Source organism: Candidatus Bealeia paramacronuclearis (genome assembly GCF_035607555.1).
Taxonomy (GTDB): Bacteria; Pseudomonadota; Alphaproteobacteria; order UBA9655; family UBA9655; genus Bealeia; species Bealeia paramacronuclearis.
Map to the genome: position 1 here is coordinate 403,721 of NZ_JAVHWZ010000001.1, position 25,474 is coordinate 429,194.

General features: G+C 41.4%; 25 protein-coding genes, 2 tRNA genes and 1 pseudogene. 14 read left to right on the forward strand and 14 right to left on the reverse strand.

Annotated features, from left to right (window positions below):
* Positions 1-71: 71 nt before the first annotated feature.
* Entirely contained in the window at positions 72-209 is a 138-nt protein-coding gene (locus tag Bealeia2_RS02075; RefSeq protein WP_331255500.1) for an IS630 transposase-related protein, read from the reverse strand.
* Positions 210-656: 447 nt separating this feature from the next.
* Here Bealeia2_RS02075 and Bealeia2_RS02080 point away from each other — a divergent pair, with 447 nt between their 5' ends.
* Positions 657-1,004, forward strand: a complete 348-nt coding sequence (locus tag Bealeia2_RS02080; protein ID WP_331255501.1) for a hypothetical protein — start codon at positions 657-659, stop codon at positions 1,002-1,004.
* Between the two features lie 561 nt (positions 1,005-1,565).
* Here Bealeia2_RS02080 and Bealeia2_RS02085 read toward each other — a convergent pair.
* Positions 1,566-3,191: a PAS domain-containing sensor histidine kinase gene (locus tag Bealeia2_RS02085; RefSeq protein WP_331255502.1), complete on the reverse strand. Its 1,626-nt coding sequence runs from the start codon at positions 3,189-3,191 to the stop codon at positions 1,566-1,568.
* A gap of 72 nt (positions 3,192-3,263) precedes the next feature.
* On the opposite strand from Bealeia2_RS02085, the gene Bealeia2_RS02090 reads away from it, so the two are divergent.
* Positions 3,264-4,235, forward strand: coding sequence for an IS701 family transposase (locus Bealeia2_RS02090; RefSeq protein WP_422388038.1), 972 nt, complete (start codon positions 3,264-3,266; stop codon positions 4,233-4,235).
* Here the strand turns inward: Bealeia2_RS02090 and Bealeia2_RS02095 are convergent.
* From Bealeia2_RS02095 to Bealeia2_RS02105, 3 genes and pseudogenes are all read right to left on the reverse strand, one after another.
* Entirely contained in the window at positions 4,232-5,161 is a 930-nt protein-coding gene (locus tag Bealeia2_RS02095) for a CHASE domain-containing protein (protein WP_331255503.1), read from the reverse strand. The genes Bealeia2_RS02090 and Bealeia2_RS02095 overlap by 4 nt on opposite strands.
* 238 nt (positions 5,162-5,399) lie before the next feature.
* A tRNA-Val gene (locus tag Bealeia2_RS02100) sits at positions 5,400-5,474 on the reverse strand.
* Positions 5,475-5,732: 258 nt separating this feature from the next.
* Positions 5,733-6,857, reverse strand: a pseudogene (locus Bealeia2_RS02105) (ISL3 family transposase); the annotation flags it as partial.
* Positions 6,858-7,067: 210 nt separating this feature from the next.
* Between Bealeia2_RS02105 and Bealeia2_RS02110 the strand changes: the two are divergent.
* The 4 genes from Bealeia2_RS02110 to secF are packed head-to-tail and all read left to right on the forward strand — an operon-like array spanning position 7,068 to position 10,403.
* The gene (locus tag Bealeia2_RS02110; RefSeq protein ID WP_331255504.1) at positions 7,068-7,388 is read left to right on the forward strand and encodes a DMT family transporter; all 321 of its coding nucleotides are present in this window, start codon (positions 7,068-7,070) and stop codon (positions 7,386-7,388) included.
* A gap of 26 nt (positions 7,389-7,414) precedes the next feature.
* Positions 7,415-7,864: a preprotein translocase subunit YajC gene (gene yajC, locus Bealeia2_RS02115; RefSeq protein ID WP_331255505.1), complete on the forward strand. Its 450-nt coding sequence runs from the start codon at positions 7,415-7,417 to the stop codon at positions 7,862-7,864.
* A gap of 28 nt (positions 7,865-7,892) precedes the next feature.
* A complete protein-coding gene (gene secD / locus Bealeia2_RS02120) occupies positions 7,893-9,473 on the forward strand; it encodes a protein translocase subunit SecD (protein ID WP_331255506.1) in 1,581 nt (526 codons plus the stop codon).
* A 12-nt stretch (positions 9,474-9,485) separates the two neighbouring features.
* Complete coding sequence (gene secF, locus Bealeia2_RS02125; RefSeq protein ID WP_331255507.1) at positions 9,486-10,403, forward strand: protein translocase subunit SecF; 918 nt, start codon at positions 9,486-9,488, stop codon at positions 10,401-10,403.
* On the opposite strand, the gene Bealeia2_RS02130 is transcribed toward secF, so the two are convergent.
* From Bealeia2_RS02130 to Bealeia2_RS02140, 3 genes are all read right to left on the reverse strand, one after another.
* Complete coding sequence (locus tag Bealeia2_RS02130) at positions 10,360-10,761, reverse strand: anhydro-N-acetylmuramic acid kinase (protein WP_331255508.1); 402 nt, start codon at positions 10,759-10,761, stop codon at positions 10,360-10,362. The two genes, secF and Bealeia2_RS02130, sit on opposite strands and share 44 nt — an antisense overlap.
* 80 nt (positions 10,762-10,841) lie before the next feature.
* A complete protein-coding gene (locus Bealeia2_RS02135) occupies positions 10,842-11,813 on the reverse strand; it encodes an IS701 family transposase (RefSeq protein WP_422388038.1) in 972 nt (323 codons plus the stop codon).
* Between the two features lie 30 nt (positions 11,814-11,843).
* Entirely contained in the window at positions 11,844-12,743 is a 900-nt protein-coding gene (locus tag Bealeia2_RS02140) for an anhydro-N-acetylmuramic acid kinase (RefSeq protein ID WP_331255509.1), read from the reverse strand.
* Positions 12,744-12,920: 177 nt separating this feature from the next.
* Here Bealeia2_RS02140 and Bealeia2_RS02145 point away from each other — a divergent pair, with 177 nt between their 5' ends.
* The 3 genes from Bealeia2_RS02145 to Bealeia2_RS02150 are packed head-to-tail and all read left to right on the forward strand — an operon-like array spanning position 12,921 to position 15,042.
* Positions 12,921-14,519, forward strand: a complete 1,599-nt coding sequence (locus Bealeia2_RS02145) for an intermembrane phospholipid transport protein YdbH family protein (protein WP_331255510.1) — start codon at positions 12,921-12,923, stop codon at positions 14,517-14,519.
* Positions 14,516-14,701, forward strand: coding sequence for a YnbE family lipoprotein (locus Bealeia2_RS10490; protein ID WP_414437824.1), 186 nt, complete (start codon positions 14,516-14,518; stop codon positions 14,699-14,701). Before Bealeia2_RS02145 ends, Bealeia2_RS10490 begins: the two co-directional genes overlap by 4 nt.
* A gap of 14 nt (positions 14,702-14,715) precedes the next feature.
* Entirely contained in the window at positions 14,716-15,042 is a 327-nt protein-coding gene (locus Bealeia2_RS02150) for a YdbL family probable chaperone protein (RefSeq protein ID WP_331255511.1), read from the forward strand.
* On the opposite strand, the gene ruvX is transcribed toward Bealeia2_RS02150, so the two are convergent.
* Positions 15,035-15,502, reverse strand: a complete 468-nt coding sequence (gene ruvX / locus Bealeia2_RS02155) for a Holliday junction resolvase RuvX (RefSeq protein ID WP_331255512.1) — start codon at positions 15,500-15,502, stop codon at positions 15,035-15,037. The genes Bealeia2_RS02150 and ruvX overlap by 8 nt on opposite strands.
* 78 nt (positions 15,503-15,580) lie before the next feature.
* On the opposite strand from ruvX, the gene Bealeia2_RS02160 reads away from it, so the two are divergent.
* Positions 15,581-15,811, forward strand: coding sequence for a hypothetical protein (locus tag Bealeia2_RS02160; RefSeq protein WP_331255513.1), 231 nt, complete (start codon positions 15,581-15,583; stop codon positions 15,809-15,811).
* A gap of 5 nt (positions 15,812-15,816) precedes the next feature.
* Here the strand turns inward: Bealeia2_RS02160 and Bealeia2_RS02165 are convergent, their stop codons facing one another.
* From Bealeia2_RS02165 to lptF, 3 genes are read right to left on the reverse strand one after another with little or no spacing between them, the layout of a single operon-like run.
* Positions 15,817-18,045, reverse strand: a complete 2,229-nt coding sequence (locus Bealeia2_RS02165; protein ID WP_331255514.1) for an LPS-assembly protein LptD — start codon at positions 18,043-18,045, stop codon at positions 15,817-15,819.
* A 1-nt stretch (position 18,046) separates the two neighbouring features.
* On the reverse strand, positions 18,047-19,144 hold the full coding sequence (locus Bealeia2_RS02170; protein ID WP_331255515.1) for an LptF/LptG family permease: 1,098 nt from the start codon (positions 19,142-19,144) through the stop codon (positions 18,047-18,049).
* Complete coding sequence (gene lptF, locus Bealeia2_RS02175) at positions 19,141-20,268, reverse strand: LPS export ABC transporter permease LptF (protein WP_331255516.1); 1,128 nt, start codon at positions 20,266-20,268, stop codon at positions 19,141-19,143. Before lptF ends, Bealeia2_RS02170 begins: the two co-directional genes overlap by 4 nt.
* A gap of 216 nt (positions 20,269-20,484) precedes the next feature.
* Between lptF and Bealeia2_RS02180 the strand changes: the two genes are divergently transcribed.
* On the forward strand, positions 20,485-20,904 hold the full coding sequence (locus tag Bealeia2_RS02180) for a hypothetical protein (protein ID WP_331255517.1): 420 nt from the start codon (positions 20,485-20,487) through the stop codon (positions 20,902-20,904).
* A 10-nt stretch (positions 20,905-20,914) separates the two neighbouring features.
* On the opposite strand, the gene Bealeia2_RS02185 is transcribed toward Bealeia2_RS02180, so the two are convergent.
* Positions 20,915-20,991: transfer RNA gene (locus tag Bealeia2_RS02185), tRNA-Arg, on the reverse strand.
* 282 nt (positions 20,992-21,273) lie between these two features.
* Between Bealeia2_RS02185 and Bealeia2_RS02190 the strand changes: the two genes are divergently transcribed.
* Positions 21,274-22,341 (forward strand): hypothetical protein, encoded by a 1,068-nt coding sequence (locus Bealeia2_RS02190; RefSeq protein WP_331255518.1) that lies wholly within the window; start codon positions 21,274-21,276, stop codon positions 22,339-22,341.
* Here Bealeia2_RS02190 and Bealeia2_RS02195 read toward each other — a convergent pair.
* Positions 22,336-23,973 carry a hypothetical protein gene (locus Bealeia2_RS02195; protein WP_331255519.1) on the reverse strand — a complete coding sequence of 546 codons (1,638 nt, stop codon included), beginning with the start codon at positions 23,971-23,973 and terminating at the stop codon, positions 22,336-22,338. The genes Bealeia2_RS02190 and Bealeia2_RS02195 overlap by 6 nt on opposite strands.
* 69 nt (positions 23,974-24,042) lie before the next feature.
* On the opposite strand from Bealeia2_RS02195, the gene Bealeia2_RS02200 reads away from it, so the two are divergent.
* Together Bealeia2_RS02200 and Bealeia2_RS02205 are read left to right on the forward strand one after the other, a co-directional pair.
* Positions 24,043-24,762 carry a prepilin peptidase gene (locus tag Bealeia2_RS02200; RefSeq protein ID WP_331255520.1) on the forward strand — a complete coding sequence of 240 codons (720 nt, stop codon included), beginning with the start codon at positions 24,043-24,045 and terminating at the stop codon, positions 24,760-24,762.
* A 15-nt stretch (positions 24,763-24,777) separates the two neighbouring features.
* Positions 24,778-25,431, forward strand: a complete 654-nt coding sequence (locus Bealeia2_RS02205) for an alpha/beta hydrolase (RefSeq protein ID WP_331255521.1) — start codon at positions 24,778-24,780, stop codon at positions 25,429-25,431.
* Positions 25,432-25,474: the final 43 nt, after the last annotated feature.

Genomic DNA, 25,474 nt, shown 5'->3' on the forward strand with positions numbered 1-25,474 from the left:
TTCACACTCCTTATCCAACAACACAGTAAAGAGTGTTCAATGCCTTGTTTTACCTCACTTTTTCAACATATTTATTTCAAACAAAAACTAGCAACGAGTTGCGTGGCTTCTCCAACGTTAAAAACCTTTGCAGCCTCCCGCTTACGGCCGCCGCTCGTAATGGAGGAGATGACCTTTTTTCGCAGCTCTTCCGAATATGCTTTTGCCATACGCTCCTTATACCTAAACTTTTCCTAAAAATCTATCTATTTATAGGGGGATGACTATAGGATGATCAACTTACGTCATTACTGCAAATAAACAGCTGATGTTTTGAGCATCAGCGATCCTGTGGCCACATTGATGATCCGATCCAACACGCCTACTTTTTCGTCAAACCCTTCAAAAATCGACTAAAAATAATGAAATGCATGACAAAATCTTCACGGCCAACGCTGGCGGCCTATATCCACTTTATGACAACCATTCCAAATCCAAAAAACTATAAACGAGTTGACAGTATCAGAACCGAACAAAAATTGATTGACGTTAATTATTTTTCGATGATATTATTAATTTTTATAAATTATGTATATTGTAAAAAATTAAATTAAAATTGAATCAGTTATTATTTTTTAATTGTCAAAAAAATGTATAAAACAAAGAGGAAAACAAAAATGAATAAGAAATTTTTCCAGACATTGACACATTTCACCATTTTTTTGTGGGGAGTGATTATAATATCAACTGAAAAGGCAGATGCCGCAACTTATATGAGTTGTAGTAATTGTACTTGTACTCAAGTAAGAGGTGCGAAAACTGGAAATATTTACAACACAGACTGTTACTATACCTTTCAATTGCCAGATACAGAAAAAAAAGATGGTAACATTACTATTTACGTTACTTCTCCACAGCAGCAATCTCAATTATTTCCGAATCTCTTGGATTGCCTAGATGACCTTAGAAAAAAAAATTGTTCATTTAGTGGACAAATTGTACAAAAGAAAGGGCGATCCAACTGATTTTTGCCCTGAGAGACAGTCTGGAAAAGCGTTTCTATCACAAAGTTTAATACCGATGGAATGGAAGTTTTTAAACCCAAGGGTGGGGCGCGTTAATTTCTTGATAAAACGACGTTCTGGCTCAATGATTTGATTGAGAAATTTTCCTCGGCGAATTTCCAATCTTTTTTCCCTAAGTCGCCTCTTGATTGAAAGCGACAAGCGCAGCCTTCTTACTACCACTTTTATCAATGTTAACCTTATCTGGACGTACATTTTGTTGAAAAGCCTTTTTAAAGAAAGCCCAAAACTCCGCGCATTCATCTGATTCTCGACAGTGGACCTTACAATAGCAACAAGGAGACACGACAAACTGTTAAAATATGAAATTATTTTACATTATCTCACCCCTTACAACCCGAATTTAAATCCTATCGAGCGATTATGAAAAGTAATGAACGCGTACGTGCACAATAATCGTGTGTTTGGTTTTGCAGCCAAGTTCAATAGGACCATCATGCAGTTCTTTGCCCAGTGGCCTCTCATGGCCCGCTCCATGATCGATCGCATTAATGACAATTTTTAGATCCTCAATAAGGCATCTTGATGTCCAAGGGGTATAGACTCTTCAATATTCCCTCGTGGGAGTCGCATGACAAAGGTTGTGCCTTGCCCCGAAATACTTTCAACAGCGATGCTGCCACCCATCATCTCTGTATAGCGTTTGACAAGGGTGAGGCCCAGTCCTGTGCCACCATATTTTCGTGTAGTCGACGTATCTGCTTGAACAAAGGGATTAAAAAGTTTTTTAAGTTGTTGAGGGGTGATTCCACAACCCGTGTCACGCACAGAAAAAACGAGCCAATCTTCTTTTTTGTTTTTTTCAATCCGAATGCTAAGAGAAATTTTTCCATTCTCTGTAAATTTGGCGGCGTTACTCAAAAGGTTGAGAAGGTTTTGACGCAGTTTCACAAAATCCGAATTCATTAGACCTAGGTTTTGAGAATCTTCCAAAATAAATTCATTGTGGTTTAGTTTCATTAAGGGTTGAGCCATCCCATTGACATTGAAAATCAGATCATCAACGCTAAAAATCTCATGATAAATTTCCGTTTTTCCAGCCTCGAGTTTTGAGACGTCCAAAATATCATTAATAAGAGAAAGAAGATGTTGACCTGCATCTTTAATACGATTGAGATCACCTGCGGTTTGTGTTTGATTTTCGTCTTGGGCTTGTTCCGCCAATAAATCGCTATATCCAATAATGGCATTTAAAGGTGTCCTCAATTCATGACTCATCATAGCCAAAAACTCTGATTTTGCACGACTGGCCTCCAGCGCCGCATCTTTAGCTTTCCGGAGCTCCTCCTCTATCTTTTTGCGATGAGAAATATCCTTGACAAAACAATAGGTTCCCAACAATTTCTTGTTTTTGTCAAAAGAGGACACAAAGGTCATGCTCATATAAAATTGGCTTCCATCTGCCCGAACACCGCGAACTTCGCTTCGAATTTTAGATTGATTCAAAGAAGTTTTATAAAGGTTTTGCGCTTTTTCCAAATCATCGGGATAAACAATAATAGGAAGTGCTAAGCCTATCATTTCCTCTTGGCTCCAACCAGCAAGCTCAGCAAATGAAGGATTTACTTCCTTAAACATTAAATGGCGATCTAAAAATGCAATACATTCTGCAGCGTTTTGAAGGGCAAGGCTAAGTCTTTCAGCTTCTTGTTCTGCAATTTTACGAGATGTGATATCAAAAATCGCACCAATAATTTGTTGCGGAATTCCTGCCTCATCAAAAATAAAATGCCCTTGTTCAAATAACCATTTTTCAGATTTATTTCTGTCAATGAGTCGATATTCGCACGAAAACCGCCCTTGCTTTTCAAGATTTTCAAGGATTGCACGAATTCTAAATTTACGATCCTCAGGATGGATGAGTGTTGTAAAGTCACTGGTGGATTGTCCTATAAAGTGAGACGTGGGAAAACCAGTAATATCCTCTATAAAATCACTTAAAAAAGTAACACGCCTTTCTTCATCTGGTGTGCAACTATAGATGGCGCCTGGCGTAGTATCGATGAGCTGTCGAATCCGAAACTCTCTGTCTTTAATGTTTCTACTCATTTCCTGAGCAATAATTGTGGCATGATCTTTTGTTGAGAAAAAGGAGAGCATCAAGAGACCGGAAAGCAAACTTAACACGAGTTACGCAGTTTGCAGGAGAAGAGAGAAGAGATAAGGTGAGAGGGAATATTTATTAAATGAGAAGAAATGATGTCTCGACACAAATGCACAAAATCACTTTATCGTTCATTTTTACAAGCCAGCAGTGTGCGCTATTCAGGGTTGGCACTTTCGGAGGTGTCACCGATTCCATTGTCGCATGACAGCGTCAATCGATGGTTGAGTTCTAGTGCATTGCGTCCGAGCGGAGTGTGGAATCTTACTCAATCTCTTATTAACAAGAAAGAACCTTGTTTTTTAGTATGTGACGATACAATTTTGGATAAAAATCGGAGCGAGAAGATAGAGCTTGTGCATTATCAGTATTCTGGGAATGCCCATGATGTTATTGCGGGGATAGGTCTTGTCAATTTGGTATGGCATGGCCTGAGGAGTCATGACTCTATTCCTGTTGATTATCGTATTTATGATAAAGCCAGCGATGGCAAAAGCAAGAATGACCATTTCAGGGAAATGTTAAAGCTGGCTCAAGACAGAGGGATAAATCCGGATGACGTGGTTGCAGACGCTTGGTACTCGAGCTTGAATAATCTGAAGGCCATTGAATCCATAGGCTGGACATGGGTGATGGGGTTGAAGAAAAACAGGAAAGTGAATCGTGGAGAAACTCTTGAAAAGCTGGACATTCCAGATGAAGGACTGAAAGTTCACTTACGCGGATATGGATGGATTACTGTTTTCCGGTTTGTTGCCAAAAACGGTCGCACGGATTATATCGGAACCAATAGGGATAATCCCTCTCGTGATCATATTGAACTGGTCATGAAATCGCGTTGGAAAATCGAAGTTTATCATCGGGAATTAAAGCAAACATGCGGTCTTGAACGCTGTCAGTCTCGCACGGGACGAGCCCAAAGAAATCATATATTTCTTGCCATTTCGGCTTGGATTCAAAGATTTAAAAGACGACTTGCTGGAGGCTTCTCTTTTTATCAGCAGCAGTGGGATGTTATTAAGCATGATATCTCTAGAGAAATAACAAAACTCATGTCTTTCGCTTAGATTCCCACCCTTTTGCTGCAAACTGCGTAACTCGTGCTTAAAAGTGTTCCAAATCCCAAAATGAGATAGCCAATGAAATGTACGGAATCAATTTCATAAAGTGCGGAGGGTGCACTGTAAATGATTGACAATTGACTGTTACTCAAGGGCAGAGTGGTACTGTGAGAAAATACATTTTCAGAAGAAGACAGTGCATTTTCATAGATAGAATTTACCTTGCCCTGATCATGAAGTGAAATTTTGAGAAAGTGTTTTTGATCAGGGAAGAACGTGCTCACGAAATTTTCCATATTGAGAGTCAGAATAATCCACCCTTGTGTACGGGCGACTGTTTCTTTTTGATTTTGAGGGGGCGAACCCTCATCGTATTGCGGTAAAATAAATGTCAGATGATTCTTTTCATTGCTCCCCACATAGGGGCGGTTCCAATCAAACGGGCGCAAAAGTAGCTCGTGCATTTGAGGGTCAGAACAAACGTCAAACTCTAAATATTTTGAATTTGAGTTTTGAGGATAACTATAGATTCGAGGGCAAATAAGATCTGCAGCACCTTTGGAGGACACTTTTTGAATATAAGAAATATTATCAATTGCTGGAAAATCTTCATTATGGGAGAGGGTGGACTTGACAAAATTCCCCCATTTTTTTGAGTCTACAGAGGGATTAGCAGCGTAAAAGCTTTGAATCGCAAAAACAACATCTTCATAGCGCTCAAGTTTTTCTGCAAAGGTCGAGATAAATGTTTTAGCCTCTTTTCCGAAATGATCTTTAGCGTCCTTATTTTCAACATAAAAAAAACCTTGATAAAGTCCCAACGTCAAAATAAAGGGGATGATCACACCTATCCAAAAGGCTTTCTTCTTCAAAATTTTTGAAGAGCAAAAATTAAGATTATCCTTTTGTTCAGGGGGGGGCAATTCTTTCATACGTCGTAAGCTGCTTCTTGTGGCATTTAAGAATGAGATAAGTATGCTACCAAAATCCTTAATTTTTTGTAAATTTTTAGATTTCTCTAAATCACTAAAATGATCTTGGAGGCTCATAAACGGGAAAAAATGTGATAATGTTGAGTTTTTTAAAAAAGCTTGATTGGAAATTTTCCCAGTATGATCACTCTTGGGCATCTTTTAAATTCAGGCACCACCTTGAACCTTTTGGTTTGAGTGGTGGGCGATGACGGGATTGAACCGCCGACCCTCTCGGTGTAAACGAGACGCTCTACCGCTGAGCTAATCGCCCTTGACTTCTACATGCTATATAACGACCTTCTGAGATTCTGAAAAGGCCTTTTTTCAGTTTTTTAGAATTTTCTGACAATACGAAACTAAAGAGAGGGGAGATGATATTTGGAATCAAGCAAGATATCGGTTTGATCAGGGCATCAAAAAATGTTTCTGTCGCATTTGTTAAAAATGAACGAAAAATGAAAAATCTGAATATCAAAAAATGGCGGAAATTGTCGACTAAAATGGGCTCACCAAGAATCGTTGTTGCAAATTAAGCGAGCTCTAAGGCTTGGTTTTGCTTGAAAAAGTGGTATCCCGAGATGTCGAGGAAGGCTCTTTGAAAGAGGTGATTTAGGTTCCAAATGCCATAACAGCGACGCTTTAAAACTTTCAATTTGTTATTAATGCCCTCTACAAAACCACTGCTGTAGCGGTTTTTAAAATATCCCACAATCTCAGTCTGGTATTTCTTGAGTGTCTTGATAAATGTATTGAAACAGGTGAGTTCAGAAGCCTCAACAGCTTGGATCCATTGTGTAATCTGTTCGTGAGCCTCCTTCACACTTAAGTGGCTGTTATAGATTTTTGTAAACTCACACGTGAAGCGATGTGCGGCTTTCAGTGCTGGGGAATGTTTGAAAAGACGTTTTAAGAGCTTTTTTTCATCGGCAGACGGGAATGGATTCTTGCGACATAACACAGCAATGGCTGGTTTTAATCGCTGATACTCCTCCCGACTTAGCTCTTTTTGGAGGCGTTTGAGTTCAGATTTTCGAATCTGCACAAACCCTTTACGGTAAAGCTGCGCCACATGAAATCGATCGATAATCACAGGAATGTCTTGTCCCAATGCCTCCCGTGCCCCATTAATAAATCCTTCATACATGTCTGTACAGACTGCTGAGATTGTCCGGCGCAATCTCTTGGGCATTGTCTTGAGAAAGGCCGTAACTGTTGCTTTTTCACGACCTTTGAGCACGCCCAACATCTGGACCTCTGCCTCTGTTTTCGCGGTCAGTACCGTCACAAAATCACGGAATCCCTTTTTCAGGCTGATCTCATCAATCCCCAATAGACCAATCTTCTTAATTTGATCCCAGTTCACCTCTGTGACCACATGCCGGTCAATGATCCCTTGTACGGCAGCGCAGCTCAGATCTTCCTTGATGGCAACATCCGCAATCGTACTATGGATGAGGGAAATCACGGCGTGCTTTTCATAAGCTTTTGTATACTCGCTGTTGCGCTCATACCAGTTGGCTTGCTGTGTCGTTGTGGCGCCGCCATCACAATCTTCGCATTTCCCCCGTCTTGGTGTGATTTCGATGAATGTTGGCCTCCCACAAATTGGCAAGTGTTTCATTCGACAGATTACGCTGCGCCCATGGGGACGTGTTGACTTCCCACACTAACGACACGGAATCTTTTCAACAGTACTTTCTACACGAACAATGATACGCCCATTTCGGTCCATCTCTGATGAAACTACCCGAATATCAGAAATGCCCAACAGCTCTTCTGTAATGTTCAATTTGTTCGTATTTTGGGAAATCATAAAAACACCATTCTCTGTTTAAATACTTGTTTTCCATATACTTTTAAACATTTGTTTGCAACAACGATTCTTAAAGAGCCCGTGCTTTTTGCAGCCTATGGATCAACTCTTTTGAGCAACTACTTGTGGCTAGGCGTTGTGCAAAGAGTCACGGCCTCAACTGTAACTCCCTTTATGCTGTTGCTCCCCATTTTTTCGGTAATCTTGTCGTATCTCTTTATGGGAGAAATTCCCACAGGATTACAGATTCTGGCAGGTAGTGTTATTCTATTGGGCGTCATGGTTTCCCAAAATTTACATCTCCGTGCGTATCATTTCTTGGCGCATGCGCTGTTGTCGAAAACGCGAAGGTATGTCATAAAAGAAAATTAAATTTTTAAACACTATGGAGAATTCTCATGTCTTTATCTTTTATCTCTGATGCGATGGCGCAAGGCGCACCTGGAGCTGCTGGCGGATTTGACTTTATGTCATTGTTGCCGCTTGTAGCTATTTTCGTAGTTTTTTATTTCTTTTTGATTCGTCCGCAACAAAAGAAAGTTCAACAGCAAAAAGATATGATTGGGTCCTTGCGTCGTGGTGATCGCGTTATAACGACAGGTGGAATTTTTGGGGTTATCACTAAAGTTGTTAGTGATCATGAATTGGAAATTGAAATTGCAGATGGGGTGAAGGTTAAAGTTGCGCGTGCGATGGTGGCTGATTGCGTTTCCAAAGGCCAACCTCTGGTTGAAAAATCAGCCTCTTCTGAAGACAAACCCAGTGTTGTGGAACGCGCGACAAAAGCTGCAACTAAACCCAAAGCAAAACCTGCGGCAAAAGCCAAAGCTCCCGCCAATAAGAAATAAATAAGCTGACTCAGGAGTCCCTCTCGCTATGCTCTATATCCCCCGCTGGAAAGAGTTTTTCATTTTTGCCGTCTGTTTGATTGGCATATGGTTCTCTCTTCCCAATTTCTTTTCTGAAGACACCGTCAAAGAATGGCCCACGTGGATGCCTAAAAAACAGGTGGTGTTAGGGTTGGATTTGCGGGGTGGGGCCCACTTGCTTTTGGAAGTGGATTTGGCCACCGTTCAAAAAGAGCAAATGACCACCCTGATGGATGCGGTGCGTACAACTTTACGTAAGGATCGCATTGGGTATACGGGCCTTAAAGTTCAAGGGGAGTCAGTGATCCTCACATTAAGGGATTCCCAAGATGCGGATAAGGCCAAAAAGCTCATCCGTGAATCTGACCGTGACATTGAAATTGCTGCGGGCGAAAATGGACAACTGACATTAACGCTATCCGGTCAAGCTATTGCCATGCGGAAAAAAAGAGCGCTTGAGCAATCCATTGAAATTGTCCGTCGTCGTGTGGATGAAACCGGCACTTCCGAGCCCATGATTCAACAACAAGGTGATGACCGAATTTTGGTGCAAATGCCAGGTCTTCAAGATCCGACCCGCATTAAAAATCTTTTGGGACAAACCGCCAAACTTCAATTTCGATTGGTGGATCTTTCTGGATCTCTCGAAGAAGCTTTAAAGGGACACGTCCCCCCAGGATCTGAGCAGTTACCAGATCTTGAAAAAAAGCCAGATGGCACGCCTAAAACTTATTATTTGATTCAAAAGCAAGTCAAAGTTAGTGGTGAAAATCTCGTGGATGCCCGCCCTGGATTTGATGATTACAATCGCCCTTCCGTTAACTTTGCCTTAGACTCTTTAGGTGCCAAGAAATTTGCTGATGTGACCAAAGAAAATGTGGGCAAACCCTTTGCTATTGTTTTGGATGGAAAAGTGGCAAGTGCGCCCGTTATTAATGGCCCTATTCCTGGTGGACACGCTAATATCACCGGACACTTCACAGTGCAAGACACCCAAGATTTGGCCTTGTTACTTCGCGCAGGTGCACTACCCGCCCCCCTTAAAATTGTTGAAGAGCGCACAGTGGGTCCAGGACTTGGTGCCGACTCGATTAATGCGGGAATTCACGGAACCTTGATTTCCATTGCCCTTGTTGTGGTCTTTATGTTTTTGGCCTACTCCTTCTTTGGTTTTGTGGCCAATATGGCGGTTCTATTCAACCTCGTCCTTTTGATGGCCGCCATGTCAGTCACGCAGGCAACATTGACGCTGCCCGGTATTGCCGGTATTGCTTTGGCTATTGGTATGGCAGTTGATGCTAACGTTTTGATTAACGAGCGTATTAAGGAAGAGCTTCGCCTGGGGCGCAAATTCGTAAGTGCTATTGATGCGGGATATAGTCGCGCTATGGCGACCATTGTGGACTCGAATCTCACCACATTAATTGGAACCACCATCTTGTACCAATTTGGAAGCGGTCCTATCCGAGGCTTTGCCGTGACGATTTCATTGGGTATTTTGATATCCATGTTCACAGCAGTTTCTCTCACAAAACTCGTCGTGGCGTACTGGATTCGGTGGCGCCGCCCCACAAAAATTTCAATATAGCAGAGGCGAATCGTGGCGATTAACTTCATTCCTCATGGCACAAAAATTGACTTTATGGGCATGCGCAAATGGGCGTTTTCCCTAACTATTCTTATGGTGGCCATCAGTATTGCGACCTTCTTATTTAAGGGGCTGAATTACGGCATCGACTTTAAAGGTGGACTCGTTATGGAAGTTCGTTCTCCAGGCGCACCCTTTGATTTGGGGCAATTACGGTCAGAACTCCATGGGATTGTGAGTGGTGAAATTGCTTTTCAGGAATTCGGATCTGCCCAAGACATTTTAATTCGAATCGAACGTCAACCTGGCGGCGATGAAGCTCAAATCCAAGCCCTGGATAAAGTTAAAGCCGCACTGGGTTCTGCTGTTGAATATCGCAAAGTCGAAACGGTAGGGCCTAAAGTCAGCCAAGATTTACTGCACAATGGACTTTTGGCGATCTTCTGGTCCCTTTTGGCAATCATGGTCTACATTTGGTTCCGATTCGAATGGCAATATGGTCTTTGTGGTGTAATCTCTCTCCTGCACGATTGCTTCAGTATTTTGGGCTTTTATGCAATCTTCAATTATGAATTTAATGAAACCTCGATTATTGCGATTTTAACAACCGCCACCTATTCCATTAACGATACAGTCGTAGTTTACGACCGAATCCGAGAGAACTTGCGCAAATACAAAAAAATGCCTTTTAAAGACATTATTAATTTAAGTTTGAATGATACGCTTTCCAGAACGATTCTCACGTCTTCAACCGTCTTGATGTCCCTTTTGGCACTTTATTTCTTTGGGGGGCCAGTGATTGCGTCCTTCAGTCTTCCCATTTTCATTGGAATTACGGTGGGTACATTCTCCTCGATCTTTATTTCAGCACCACTTTTGCTTTATTTTAAGATCCGCCCGCAAGCTCAAGACGCCATTGAAAAGGCGTAACCCATTTCCCGCCAGTTAAGGGTCGGGGGACGCCCGTGGTCATGGGGAGACTTAAAGGCAGGCCTTTCCGTGACCGTATTGCTAGGTAGGCAAAAATCTGGGCTTCAAGAGCATCCCCATTCCATCCCAAAGCCTTTGCCGTTACCACGTTGCATCCTGGAATTTTTAGGGCAAGTTTTTCTTCGAATGTATTGAGTATGACGGGGTTTTTCCAACCCCCTCCCGCCACTATCCAAAGTTTGGGGATTGGTTTTCCTTTGGGTATAAAATTAAGACTAGTTAAAATGGTTTCGGCCGTAAACTCTTCTAAAGTCCTTACCACATCATGAAAATTCATCTCTTCACTTTGGAGAGACATCGCAAAATCTGCAATATCTAGGGATTTCGGAGGGGCTTTTTGAACACGAGTTACGCAGTTTGCAGCAAAAGGGTGGGAATCTAAGCGAAAGACATGAGTTTTGTTATTTCTCTAGAGATATCATGCTTAATAACATCCCACTGCTGCTGATAAAAAGAGAAGCCTCCAGCAAGTCGTCTTTTAAATCTTTGAATCCAAGCCGAAATGGCAAGAAATATATGATTTCTTTGGGCTCGTCCCGTGCGAGACTGACAGCGTTCAAGACCGCATGTTTGCTTTAATTCCCGATGATAAACTTCGATTTTCCAACGCGATTTCATGACCAGTTCAATATGATCACGAGAGGGATTATCCCTATTGGTTCCGATATAATCCGTGCGACCGTTTTTGGCAACAAACCGGAAAACAGTAATCCATCCATATCCGCGTAAGTGAACTTTCAGTCCTTCATCTGGAATGTCCAGCTTTTCAAGAGTTTCTCCACGATTCACTTTCCTGTTTTTCTTCAACCCCATCACCCATGTCCAGCCTATGGATTCAATGGCCTTCAGATTATTCAAGCTCGAGTACCAAGCGTCTGCAACCACGTCATCCGGATTTATCCCTCTGTCTTGAGCCAGCTTTAACATTTCCCTGAAATGGTCATTCTTGCTTTTGCCATCGCTGGCTTTATCATAAATACGATAATCAACAGGAATAGAGTCATGACTCCTCAGGCCATGCCATACCAAATTGACAAGACCTATCCCCGCAATAACATCATGGGCATTCCCAGAATACTGATAATGCACAAGCTCTATCTTCTCGCTCCGATTTTTATCCAAAATTGTATCGTCACATACTAAAAAACAAGGTTCTTTCTTGTTAATAAGAGATTGAGTAAGATTCCACACTCCGCTCGGACGCAATGCACTAGAACTCAACCATCGATTGACGCTGTCATGCGACAATGGAATCGGTGACACCTCCGAAAGTGCCAACCCTGAATAGCGCACACTGCTGGCTTGTAAAAATGAACGATAAAGTGATTTTGTGCATTTGTGTCGAGACATCATTTCTTCTCATTTAATAAATATTCCCTCTCACCTTATCTCTTCTCTCTTCTCCTGCAAACTGCGTAACTCGTGTTGAAGAAAATCTTTCAAAGATTCAAAAAGTACTTGCTTCAATTCAGGATGAAAACTCCCCTGAAGTCCATAATGACCATCTTCATCAAACGTCTCACGACCTTGGGTTTTGCGTTTAATGTAAAGATCAATAAGTCCATTTCCAGGGCCTGTGTCAAAGCCAAGAAGATCATCTTCACTCCCCCCCAAAACAAAGGTGACGTTAGAAATACCTCCACAATTGACAATGGCTACAGGAGCCAAATGATCGCGAATGGCAAGCGCTTGATGATAAAGCGGGGCAAAGGGCGCTCCTTGACCTCCATTCTCCACATCATTTTTCCGAAATTGGTACACAACAGGAATTCCTGTTCGCTCTGCCAGGCGGGCACCGTCTCCGATTTGAATTGTGATTTTCTCGGAGGGAGAATGGTAAAGGGTTTGTCCATGGTATCCGATGACATCAATGGAGTGAGCGTTCATTTCAGCAGTCTTCAAAAGATTTTCTATAAGTTGGGCATGAAGGTCAGTAGAGTGCTCAATAACTTGACTAAATGTTGGAAATGCCCCTCCAAAATAATCACAAATTAATTTGATAATTGTATCCCCATCATTGGGGGAAAGTTTTAAAGAATCTAGGACGTAGTTATGAATCTCAAAGGCATAAGTTTCTTCGGCTTTTATAAGATTTCCTTTATACTTTCGTGCGCTGTATTCAGCAATTTTTAAAGCATGATGAAAGGCTTTATCGTATGAAAGGGATGCATTTGTGATGTCTTTAATAAAGTGAATTCCATCTGTTTTTATAAGGGCCGCATCAATGCCGTCCATGGAGGTGCCACTCATCAGGCCAATTGAAAACTGGGGTGTGGTCATAAAAATGAAAGAACCTTTTATTTAAGGTGAATTCTCAAAAATTATCTTAAACGTTTGCGCCACACAAAGGCCACTTATTTTTAGAGAGGGGTATCATGAGGTAGTCCTAATTCACAATCTCTTTCCCCTATAAGAAAAGCGAGATATGATCACAAAAATGTCTGACGCCAGGACCCTATGCGGAAAAATTTATCTTTTAAAATTATGGCTTATGGTTTTTTAAGTCTCTTTACAGCCCTTTTAGCCGCGGGATTTTATATCTTGTTTGTCCCGAATCCCTATCTGGCGCCCTATCTTTTGGGATGGATTAACGGCCAAGGGTGGGGAAAATTTGAAGTGGGTCAAATTGTTCTTCATCCCACCAAAATTTATCTTGAAAATGTGACGTATCGTCCCTCCCCTGAGGGTCCTCCTCTCAGCATCTATTCTGCTGTTTTAACGCTTTCCTGGTCCGGATTTACCCCTGAAATGGAGGAGGTGACTTTAAAGGATCTCAAAATTTCAAAAGACATGATCCAAAATTTGATGGCAGGATCTGGTGCTGAAGCATTCACAATTCCGCCACTGACTTTTCAAAATGCGATTTTGATTGCGGAAGACCCCAATTTTCCTTTCATGCTTACCTTTGATGGAAACTATCTGGACAGACAATCCGTCATTGGAGAATTCCATCTTCTTTTTGAAGATGGTGTACTTTTGGGAGATCTGGATATTGAACTTAATCCTGAGATGAAAGCCTCGCTTTCTAACCTTTCGTTGGAGCTCAAAGCGTGGCCCGATCTTACTTTAAAAGGAGAGGGGGATGTTGTATTTCAAGGTAAAAGTCTTGCCACTAGAATTTCTGGCCACAATGAAAATTTAAATTTAAAAGCCCAATGTCAATATAAGCTGCCAGCTCAAAATGGAGAGTGCCAAATCGTTTACGAAAGTCAAAGAGTCCAAAATCTCGCTTCCCCCGAAGTGCTCAAAAATTTATCTGGATCTCTTAAGGGCAAAGCAACAATCCCTTTTCAAAAAGGAACTGTTATGCCATTGCAGGGAAGCGCTGAATTTTCGGATATTTTCTTTGAGCATCAGCTTGTAAAAGTTCAAAATCTCACAGCAACCCTTCAGTATGGCTTTGAGAAATCACTCTCGTTTCCGGCTCAATCTTTGCAAATTCTTATTGGAAAGGCAGATATAGGATTGCCGCTTTCCAATATTCAAGCAAACCTCAAATGGGATGGAAAAAATGAATTTCAAATCCTTGAGGCTTTGGCCTTTTTGGAAGGCGGTCAAGTTACTACAAAGGAAGTTTCTTTCTCCCTTCCTTTTTCTCAAATTCGACTGCCACTTCTTTTCAATCACGTTCCTGCTCAATTTTTTATAGATTTGTCCCAAGTTCCTCATTTGAAAGTGTCTGGTCATGTGAATGGAAAGTTGGATGTAGAATTTACACCTGAAAATTATGGCATTCATGAAGGCTCTACGCTTCAAATCCAAGATGCCCCCGGCACCATTCAATACCGTCCCGGCGAGGCTCCTGCCAAAGTTATCACATTGAAGGGGGACGAAAATCCCATGGATTTGGTTTTTCTGGCACTTTGGAATTTTCACTATGAAAAGCTCTCTCTTGACCTTGAAAAACCTCTTCAAGGGGGGCTTCAAGGGACACTCCATTTGAAGGGAAAGAATCCTGACTTGTTTGAGGGGCACCCCTTCGAATTTAATATTAAAGCTTCTGGGCAATTAAAAGAGTTGATTGAAAACGTGTTTTGGAGCATAAGAAATATATGATAAAATATTTATACAATTTTAGATTTTTAATAGGAATCGGTCTCGTGCTTGCGGGCTGTCAGCCGACTGTTCAACTTCAAGCTCCCGAAAAGCCTATTGTCGTCAATATGAATGTGGATGTAAAACTTAAGGTAGAACGTGACGTTCAAGAGGCTATAAAAAGTAAACCCGGTGTATTTTAAAAAGGATTTCTATCATGCGTTATTTAACCCTCGCACTTGTGACTTTTTCCGTATTTATAGGTGTTGAACTGAACGCGATCTCTCTTGATGCTGCGCGTGCGCAAGGCGTTGTTTGCGAAGGCAACAATGGTTTTTTAGTCGCTCAAGGTGCGGCCTCATCGGATGTTCAACAATTGATCAGCACTGTAAATGCGCAACGCACTCAAGAATACCAAAACATTCAAAGTAGTAATGGTTCAAGTCTGACTGATGTCATGAGCATTGCCGCCCAACAAATTGCAGGTTCTGTTCCCTCAGGGACTTATATCATGGATGCAAGTGGCAATTGCGCGCCTAAGTAAGACGCTTTAAATCTAAAAATCCCTGAAGAATAAAACTGGCGGCCATTTTATCGACATTGTCTTTGCGTTTTGCGCGAGACATATCGGCCTCAAGTAATGTGCGTGTTACGGCAACTGTTGATAAACGTTCGTCCCAAAAAACAAGAGGGATGTCCATTTCTTTTAAAAGATTGCGCGCAACTTGACGCACGGATTGGCATTTGGGACCTTCGCTGCCGTCCATATTCAAAGGCAACCCAATGACAATGCCATAAATTTGATACTCGGAAATGAGATTTTGAATAATCGCAAGATCTTGCGTCCATTTTTTGCGTTGAATGACAAGAAGGGGAGAGGCTACCATAAAAAGGGAATCGCTTAAGGCGACCCCAATTGTTTTTTCCCCCACATCAAAACCACCCAAGCGCAGGCCTTTGGGAATAGTGCGAATGTCAAATTCGGATGTCGTTAATAAAGGCATAAGCTCTCATTCATCATTTCTTAAGGGTCGTGAGTGTAGACTAATTTTCAGCTAAACATGAAATGGGAGGTTGCTGCAATGACATTAACAAGACAGTCCCTTGAAATTATGCTGGATCTCATTGAGATGAAGATCGCAGCCATTCAAATTCAAGATCGGGATGATGCCCGTGAGCTCAATCGCTTGAGAAAATGTCGCCAAGAACTTCTTCAAGAATTGGGCCAGTCCCATTCCAAACGGGGCTCTCTTTTGATGAAATCTTTTGGCGATTTTCCAAAAATCAGTAGCAAATCAGATCACCGCGCTTGACGAATTTAATTTAATCGAGAAATCGTCCCTTGATTGGGTCCCGCCATCTCCGAGGCGTTATACCCTTGAGAAAAAGTGCCGAGGTTCTTAAAGCCCAAAACAAGCATAAAGACTTTCCCAGGTTTAATGTCACGGTCTGTGTAGTAATTTTGTGTGACTGAAAAATCGAGAGTGAAGCATTCATCTATATATTTTATACCAGCACCCCGCGAGAGAATTCCGCCACCTTCGCGTTTGGAATTCATGTCATGTCGCGATAATAGTTGAAATGACCAATGTTGTGTCATTTGAGAAGAAAACTTTAGGCTAATTTGATTAAAATCAAGATTTGACATTGTTCCGGTCGCTTTGTCTAAGAAAATATAATCGGCGCTAATTTTAGCGATAGAAGGGCCAAATATTGTTCCCACTTCAGCAAAACGTTGATCCCAAGAATCCTTATCATAACGGAATCGATAATGTGTACTAAAGTACTCTGGGAATGGGGATATATCAACAGATCCAACATAGTCAGAGGCGCGGCTTCCAAGGCCTTGAAAGGCATTCTTTCCATGGGGATCTACAAAACTATAGCTTTGGCCAAACAAAATGGAATTTGTGCCCAAAACACTTCCATCAGTTCTTAAAAGGAGTCCATAGTTTGTACGACTTCCACTATCCACTTGGTCAAATCCGGGTATACGATCAATGGCAAAAAGATTACCATCTGTGAATTCAAACCCGCCACCATCTTGGTTCGGGATTGTTCGTGGATTAAGACCATTTGGTGTTCCCACAATTTGGCCAATGGGCTCAAGAATTAAAGATTGATCCTTAAACTTTTTCATAAATGGCCAACGCCAATCAATTCCGGCACGCGGGAATGTGCGAGAATACGTTCCGGATTTCACAGGAGGTGTAATAATATAATCTTCAACGTGGTAAAGATCTGTCCGTACATTGGTAAAAAATGTAAAGGCGTGTCCCCAAGAGTTAATATAGGGAACTTTGAATCCGCCATTCATAATACCACGTTCCATCTTTATACCGATATCGCGGTACATATTCAAGAAATTGGCATCGAAATTAAAACGGCTTCCATAGCGTAATGCAGGACTTACATAATGATAGTCTGCAATAGGCAAAATTGTTGGGATCGTACTGGATTTAATCCCTGTGTTTTGTGCCTGAAAGCTATACATTTTATTTGAAAAATAGCTGCGGTCAAAAAAGCCTTCTTGATAAACTTTTGAAGTTAACGCGGGATCACTAATGGTTCCAAAAATGTTATAGTACCTCAGATAAGTGGGATCACTCGAGCGTGCACCTTTAAACCCCCACCGCCAATCATCATTGATGCCATATTGACCGTCGCCCATGATGTGCCACCTGTTTTTTGGAATATCTTTTTCGGCAAGGTAATTTTTATCACCTGGATGGACGGTCTTTTTTTGGGTGAAGCTTCCATTAACTCCTAATCGACCATTTCCAAAGGCTTGACGATAACTTCCCTTTAAAAGGGGGGGTAGTTCTGTGAAAAAAACGGGAGAGAATGTGGCATCTTTATCCGGTGAAATGGCCCAGTAGTAAGGGACTTCAAAATTAAAGCCCGTATCTTTTGTTCCAAATCCAAAAAATGGCATCAAAAATCCAGAACGTCGTTCTAAAGGTTGGGTTAAATAAGGTGTATAAAGAAGAGGGACATCAAACATACGCAATTGAGCGTCTGTGAAGTGAATATCTTTGGTACCGTCATCTTTAACAGTTTTTTGGGCATTAATTTGCCAGACTGGAGGGTGATCACCGCAAAAATCGCAAGGCGTGTAAACGGATTTGTCAAATTCCTCAATATCACCTTTAAGGCGGGATTCAACGGCAACAATTTTTCCGTCATCGGCCATAAGGCCGCGAAGATGGCGAGCAAATCCATCCTTTAAGTCGCCTTTAAGTTCCATATATTCAGCCAAATAAATGTCACCATCGGGTTGGCGCAAACGCACATTTCCAGAGGCGGTTACAATATCTGAATTTTCATTGTAAGTTACATAATCGGCTTCAAGTACGCTGTCTTTTTGGGAAAATTCGACATTACCTTTAAGAATCAGAATTCCAAGTTCTGAGTCATAGGTTTTCTCATCCGCATAAAAAAGAATGGGGGTATCTTCGTCCACTTGCATTTTGGCCGGATTGATTGCCAGTGTCTCCCCTATCTGGAGAGATAATAGAGCGAGTGATACAAGTAAAGTTCGTTTCATCTTAGCCATCTTCCAAATGCAAGAGGAGTGCAAGCCCCATAACAGCGGTGAGAATGCAAGGTAGCCACGCCGCCAAAATCGCAGGAACCACACCTGAGGTTCCTAAGGCATATGTAAAATCACGAATAAAGTAAAGAATAAATCCTGACATCAACCCCGCAATGGCAAGAATCACAGATCCCCCACTTCGGATGGGACGAAAAGAAAAGGCCGCGGCCAAAAGAATCATTGCGCCCAACCAAAATCCACGGGCAAGAGTGGAATGCCAATACATTTCATATTTTAAAGCTGAAAGTCCTGATACCTTGAGAAGATGGATATAGCCCGGAAGTTGCCAGAAAGAGAGGACAGCGCGATGCACGCCTACATTTTCAATGCTGTCTTGACTCAGTGTTGTGTCAATTTGAAGAGAAGTCAACTTTTGTGGGGCCTTGCCCTTTTCAAGTTTCCACACATCTTCAAGCAGAAGTTGATGATTATCAAGGAGTCGTGCAGATTTCGCATCATATCTTTCCATAAACTCATTGTTTTCCAGGAATCCATAAACGGTAACATCAGAAAACATTTTTTGAGGTAAATCCGCTTTCCCCATCCGGTAAACCCATTGACGATCATGATGTCTTTCACGAAGCCATAACCCATTTTCAGAAACCTTGAGCGAATTTTCTTTTTGATGAAAATATTTATCCTCAAGTTTTTCATGTTTTTGCATCATTACGGAGGAAATCGGATTGATAACCCCAATGTCGAGGAATCCAACGCTCAAGGCTGCAATCACTACGGGAAGGACGAGTTTGAGGGCTGAGACGCCAGCTGCGCGGGTAACGACAACTTCATTCTGACGATTGAGTTTCCAAAAAATAAAAAGAGAAGAAATAAAAACAATGAAGGGCAACACTTGCTCAAGGATATAAAAGAGCTTGAGGAGCACAAGCTTTAATTTAAGTCCCAATAAAATATCAGGTCGTATGGCAGCACGTCTTTGAATTTCTGAAAAATCAAAGAACGCCACAATAAGGGCTAGGCAAATGAGCGTGATCAAAAAGCTTTTGAGAAAAGTGCGATTACAATAATTGGCGAGGGTTGAGAAAAAATTCATTTTGATTTTCTCCTCAAAGACAAGAGATCCAAATTATCAATGAGAAACACACCTCGATCGCTCATCATATAAAACGCTAAGGCCACAATGAGTGTTATTAATCCATACGCAATCCCCACGGTGAATTTTCCGAACTTCACAGAGTTCAAAAGAATTAACGTCATAATCTGTAAAAAACATGCAGCAACGCCTGCCATTAAAATCTTTCCAGACCGTCCTCGCCTATTGTAATGACCTGACAAAAGACAAGCTGCCCCAATTAACGTAAAGGCAAACGCATAAAGGGGTGTGATGATTCGGTTGTGTCCTTCAGCCCAAAGTTGCAATTTGCTGTTTTCACTAAGGGTAGGATCGAGAGGAGTAAAAAGATCTCCCAAAAAACGCTCATAGGGTTTAATCGCGCGGCTCTTTGCAGTGGATTCAGGCTTTTTCACGACGATGGTATATTTATCGAAATACAAAATAGAGGGCTTCCCCGTTTTAGGACTTTTTTCCTGACGATTTCCATTTTGAAGGATCATCCGAAAACCATCCTCTTCCTCAATGGCAAAGCCGCGTTCAGAGAGGAGTGTTGCAGGTTTTTCGGGGTTGCTGCCATCATACACAACAAGACCTTGTAACACGCCATTTGTAGTACGGGTGCGGGCAAAGAAAGTATATTTGCCAAAGGTATTGAACTCACCCGGTTGCATCATGCTGGCGCTGGTTTCATTTTTTAAACTGACTTCAAGATCTTTGAATTTGGAGAAGGAGAGCGGCAAGAGGTAAAGCGTAAAACCATAAAGCAAAATGGTCAAAAGAAGCGCCAAAAAAAGGGCTGGTTTTAAAAGTTGAAAAGCACTGACACCAGAGCCTTGCATCACCATCAACTCATGATCGGACGCAAGTTTGTTATAGATAAAAAGAACTCCAATAAGAGCTGAAATGGGCAAAACAATAATGATGAGATTGGGGAGAAGAAAGAATACCATCTGAAAAAAGAGTGTTGCTGAAACGCCTTTATTGGCCACCATCTCCACAAATCGAAGAGATTGGGCGAGCCAGACAACGCAGGTCAAGACAACCGCTACAGAAACACTGGTGAAAAACAATTGCTTGAATATGTAACGATTGAGTCTGTTCATGCTTTGAAAAAATGAGTGAAAATATACAGGACCCAACATCGTAGACTTTGAGTAAAATTTCAATAGAGGATTTAAGGAAGAACTGTTTTTTCGGTGGTGACTCTTCTGATATCTTCAATAATTCGCTAATGTGAGAAGACACGAAAAAGAATTTTTTACTGAAATTGACTTTTTCTCAAGAAAAGATCACAGTGTAAAAAACATAAGGGGTTTCACATGAAAATAATTCAGTCAGCAATTGTCCTATTGAGTTTTTCTAACTTTACTCTGAATGCAGAAGATAGATTTCTTGTGGAATGTCCCAATTCTAAGGTAAATCCGATTGCTTGTAATGACACAGAGTGCACAGCAAAAATCCACATAGAGCTTCCCAATCAAAAGGAGACTTTTGTTGTGGCACACAAAACCATTGAAGTTCCGCCTTCAAAGGATAAATCGGTTACATTTACACAACCTTCAGCCTCTCTTAATGAAGGCAATCTTCGCTGTACCGTAACGCGAAATGACAAAATTCCGTTGGAATTTGATTGGACATGGTCTGAAATTCACGCTGAAGTGACAAAAATAGATCCGAGCTCTCGTCCCATTCCAAAGTGCGGTGCTACTGCAAATGGGATGAGCTGTCTATTAAACTAAATCTGAGAATTGGCGCGCCCTGCAGGATTCGAACCTGCGACCTGCGGCTTAGAAGGCCGACGCTCTATCCAACTGAGCTAAGGGCGCGTTTGAAAGTAACTTACATAATCTTACATCTGAGGTAAAGCGTCGAATTGAAGGATCGTATGTTCAGTATGGCTTAAGGACGTCGTGCCAAATTGCATGCATCTCTTTGTTAAGAAATGACTTTATAAGTATTTATAAAATTTATCTAAAATTCTTTATTTTTGCCGCCTCTTTTTAGCAACCCACAGCTTTAGTCTTTGAGATTGTGGTGCAGCTCCAAAATCCTCACTTAATCAATTGAAATTTTGATTTTGTTTTTCATTTGAGTGTTGGAGTGGGTTTATGTTGCGTATTGTAACAAGCACGTTTTTAAGTATGCTATTGATTGAAATCCCTTCTCTTTTTGGAAATCCAACTGAAAATGATACAGAAAATACATCCTCCTCAAAAATACGTAAAATTTCCGAATTGGACGCTCGTGATTTAGAAGTTGTTGAACCTAAAAAAATTAAAGTCGACGCCTCTTTTTTAAGTCCTAAAAAGAGAAGAAATCAATTCACATGTGCATCTCCCACGTCCCTTAAAACACCTGAAGGCGCCCTTAAAAAGCATTTCCTTGGAGTGCGAAAAGAAGTGGCTAAAAATAAAAACAATAGAAAGTTCATTTTTGATAAAGAAAATTTAAATGGCTCAATATTTCAAATGCAGAAGGAAGTTCAAGGCCTAATAAAAACGCCTGAAGATCTTAAAGTTGTTTATCAAGAAAAATTTTCGTCTAATCATTTTACGCACTTTGGTGTATTCCAAGACGTTCCTTATTATTTAGATATGCGCTTGATGGATCCACAACAAATTGTGATTGCCAAGAAAAATGGAATCACAATTTTTGAGACGAACCTTGAGCGTATGGAAAAAGGAACGGCCCCTTTTACGTATAAAGTGACGCCCATCGTTGAGCGTTTCTTAAATGAGCCTATTGTTGTAGGAAATCCAGATTTACCTTGGGGTGTGGACTACCATGCCATGTTAATGAAAGAACAATCTCGCAAGAGGTTGGATATTCATCATCTTCTCAAAACCATGGAAGATGGTATCATCCCATTGCCCAGTGATTTTCATCATGGAACAGACGTGGGAATTGTCGTGAAAGGTGATCAAGTTTTAGCGTCCAATATTTCAAGAAAAGACGCTAAAAAAGAAGGTCTTCTCAAAGAGGGTAGTTATTATGGAGATTGCCTTCACCCCGATTTTGGAAAATCCAAAATTGATCGTAAAGTGTTTGCAAAATGGCGCTCAGACTTTTGGAAATACATTGCCGAACTTATTAAGGCAGAAAAAGCACAAGGAACTTTCGACCTTAATCCTGAGATAGTCCCAGTGATTAAGATTTTTGACAAAGTCCCTTTATAAGGCCAAAGGTCGCGGATCTTCTGTGTAGGTATTGTAAAGCCTTTCATCAGCAGGGGCGATTATGGGCTCCTCAGCGATGTGGGCGGTTAAGAAGATCACAAGCTCATTAACTTTGCGGTCATCATCTTTGCCCCGCCCCAATTCGCCTAAAACGGGCACGGAATCGACAACAGGAACAGAAGCGCTGGAATTTTCCGCCCTGTCCTCCATAAGCCCCCCTAAGACCACAACTTGCCCTGATTTAAGTCTTAAGACTGAATCCATCTCCCGAACTTGAACCACTGGAATTTTGGATGTGACGGTATTGGCGGATTTAATAGCGACTGCGGGGTCATCTACAAATTTCTCAACACGTGAGATTGTGGGGCGCAAAGTCATGGCAATGTCCCCCGTCTCAAGATTGACAGAGGGTTGAACCACAAGCAGCATTCCAATAGGGACGGTCATAATTTGACTTGAGATATTTTCTGTATCAGGTTTGTCATTTCCGGCAAAAACACGCTCAAAATCCACCATAAAGAAGACCTCGTTGGTAGCGACTTTCAGCATGGCCGGTTGATTATTCATGACGGTTAATCTTGGGTTTGAAAGGGCCCTGACCGTTCCAAATTTTTTGATCATATTTAAAACGGAGGAAAAGTCTTCATGTTGGAAAGCAAAAGTCACCAAATCCCTCGAGGAGAGCGTGCTTTTCTTATAAGGACCTGGTGTCGTTGTGCTTCCGAGGGCTGCTGAGAAATTAAAGGATCCCCCCAACTGGCTCCAGTTGATTCCCGTTTTGTATTGATTGTTCAGTGTCACTTCGATGATCTTCGCTTCAATAATGACTTGTGTCGCGGTGGCCCGTGCCAATTGATTAAAATAGTCATAAAGCTGTTTGTGTTGCTGTGCTGTACCCTTGGCAGTAATGAGTCCCCCTTGTTTGTGGATTGTGTAATCAAGGGACGGCGTTCCTTTTTTCAAAGTACCGTCTTTTTGACTCAAAATCATCATAAGGTTTTGCTCGAGTTCTGACCAAAAATCAGTCAGCGTATTGCCTTGTAATACCGTGTCCGAACCATTATCCGCGCGATTTTGTTTGTCTTGAAGGACGGTGAAAATATCCGTTGAAATGGAGCTTTTATTATCGTTTTTACGGACTTGGCTTACAGTATGAAGATCGTAAGTCACAAGGTAAGGCTCATCCATTTCAATTTTAATCAGGTTGTTTGTGATTTGAAAACGAAGACCCGTCAGTTCGCACAAATCCCGAATCACTTCGATGAAGGGTTGTTTTTGAGCCGAATAGGTAATGCCTTCCGCTTTTCCGGAAATCCCAGGACTTAAGGCCAATCCCACGCCGGCTTGTCGTGAGAGCTCCAGCAAAATTTCTTTTAAAGGGACATTATCTTGAATGATCAAAGACACAGGCTTTTTCATCTCAGGCGTCAAGACAGGTTTTGGTTTTAAGGCTTTGGGTTGAGGTTTGAATTCAGGAATCACTTGGGGAGACACGGGTTCCTTTGTAATTGTTTTGTAATCCTCAGCTCTGAGTTTTAAGCCCGGATCATGATATTCGCGGTGTTCGATCAAATCGCAACTAGAGAGAATACACAGTGAAAACATTCCAAAAAGACGTGATAATTTTTTCATAAACCCTTTTGTTTCCTTATGATTTTTGCTACTGTATTCAAAATATTTAAAAAAATCCAGAGCTCTTTTGTGAACTATTCCTATTTTATCCTCTTATTTTTAATTGGCTTTTGGGGAGCTTCCATTGGTAGTTTTGCATTGTGTACGGCACAAAGACTTGAGGAAGGAGCTTCTCTTTTTAAAAGATCTCAATGTGAGGCTTGTGAAAAACCACTGGGTCCCCTCCAACTTATACCCTTATTTTCTTATCTCTTTCAAAAGGGGAAATGTGTTTATTGTGAAAGTCCGTTCTCGCCAAATTATCTTTATGCCGAATTGTTTTTAACAATTTTTGCGATGTTAGGCTTTTGGAAATGGGGATTATCTTTAGATTTTATAATTTATTTCATTTTTTTGCATTTTTTCGGGATTATTATTTTTTCAGATCTGCTCATCAAAAAAATCCCAATGTTTGCGAGTCTTGGGGTTGGGGTTTTGGGATTGCTTAAAATAAGTCTTACGGGGACGTATAGTTACGTACTCTCCTCCGTTATTGCCGTACCCGTGGTATGGGTGATTCAAAGGGCTATTACAAAATTCAAACATCAAAAATCTTTGGGAGAGGGAGATCTTTTATTGATTGGTGTTTGTGCCATTTGGTTGGCACCAAAGGAGCTTCCCTATTTCGCAATGGGAATAGGGGGACTGGGTCTTATTATGGCATTCATATGGCATAAAAAATTCAAAGAGGCACGTTTTCCATTTGCCCCTGCCATTCTTTTAGGTATGGTTTTAACGAAAATGATTTGAGGAGAGACTTTCACAATGCATCAAATGAATGGCCCCAGGCTTCAGCATGCTCAAGGCACAACACCTCAAGGACTTGTTGTAATTTTTCACGGTTATGGGGCCAGTGGGGACAATTTGATTTCTCTTGCCCATGAATGGCATCAAGATTTCCCAACCCTTGATTTTATAGCACCCAATGGTATTGAAGCTTGGGAAGGTGGAATTCCCGGGGGGTATCAGTGGTTTTCACTCATCGATCGGAGCCTCAAACGCATTGAAAAAAGTTTGGATGAATTGCGCCCGACGATCATTTCCTTTTTGGATGCTGAACTGCAAAAACGGAATTTGGCTTATAAGGATTTAATTCTTGTCGGATTTTCGCAAGGAGCAATGTTGGCACTTGATTTGGGACTTCATGGTCAGAATCCGCCTGCCGGCGTTATTGCCTATTCGGGAGGATATATTTCCACAAAAGACATTGATCAAAAAAATGTGCCAGTCCTTTTAATCCACGGCACAGATGATAGTGTTTTGCCACCTGAAAATTCCCATGCATCTCATGTCCTTTTAAAAGACGCCGGTGTTGCATCCCAACTTCACATTTTGGAAAATCTAGATCACGCCATCGATCATCGCGGTCTTCGTTTGGGAGAGGACTTTATTCGAAAAACTTTGGGCGCACTTTATTAAGAATAAAAGTTAATTTTTATGACTGCACCCCATTGACGGGGAG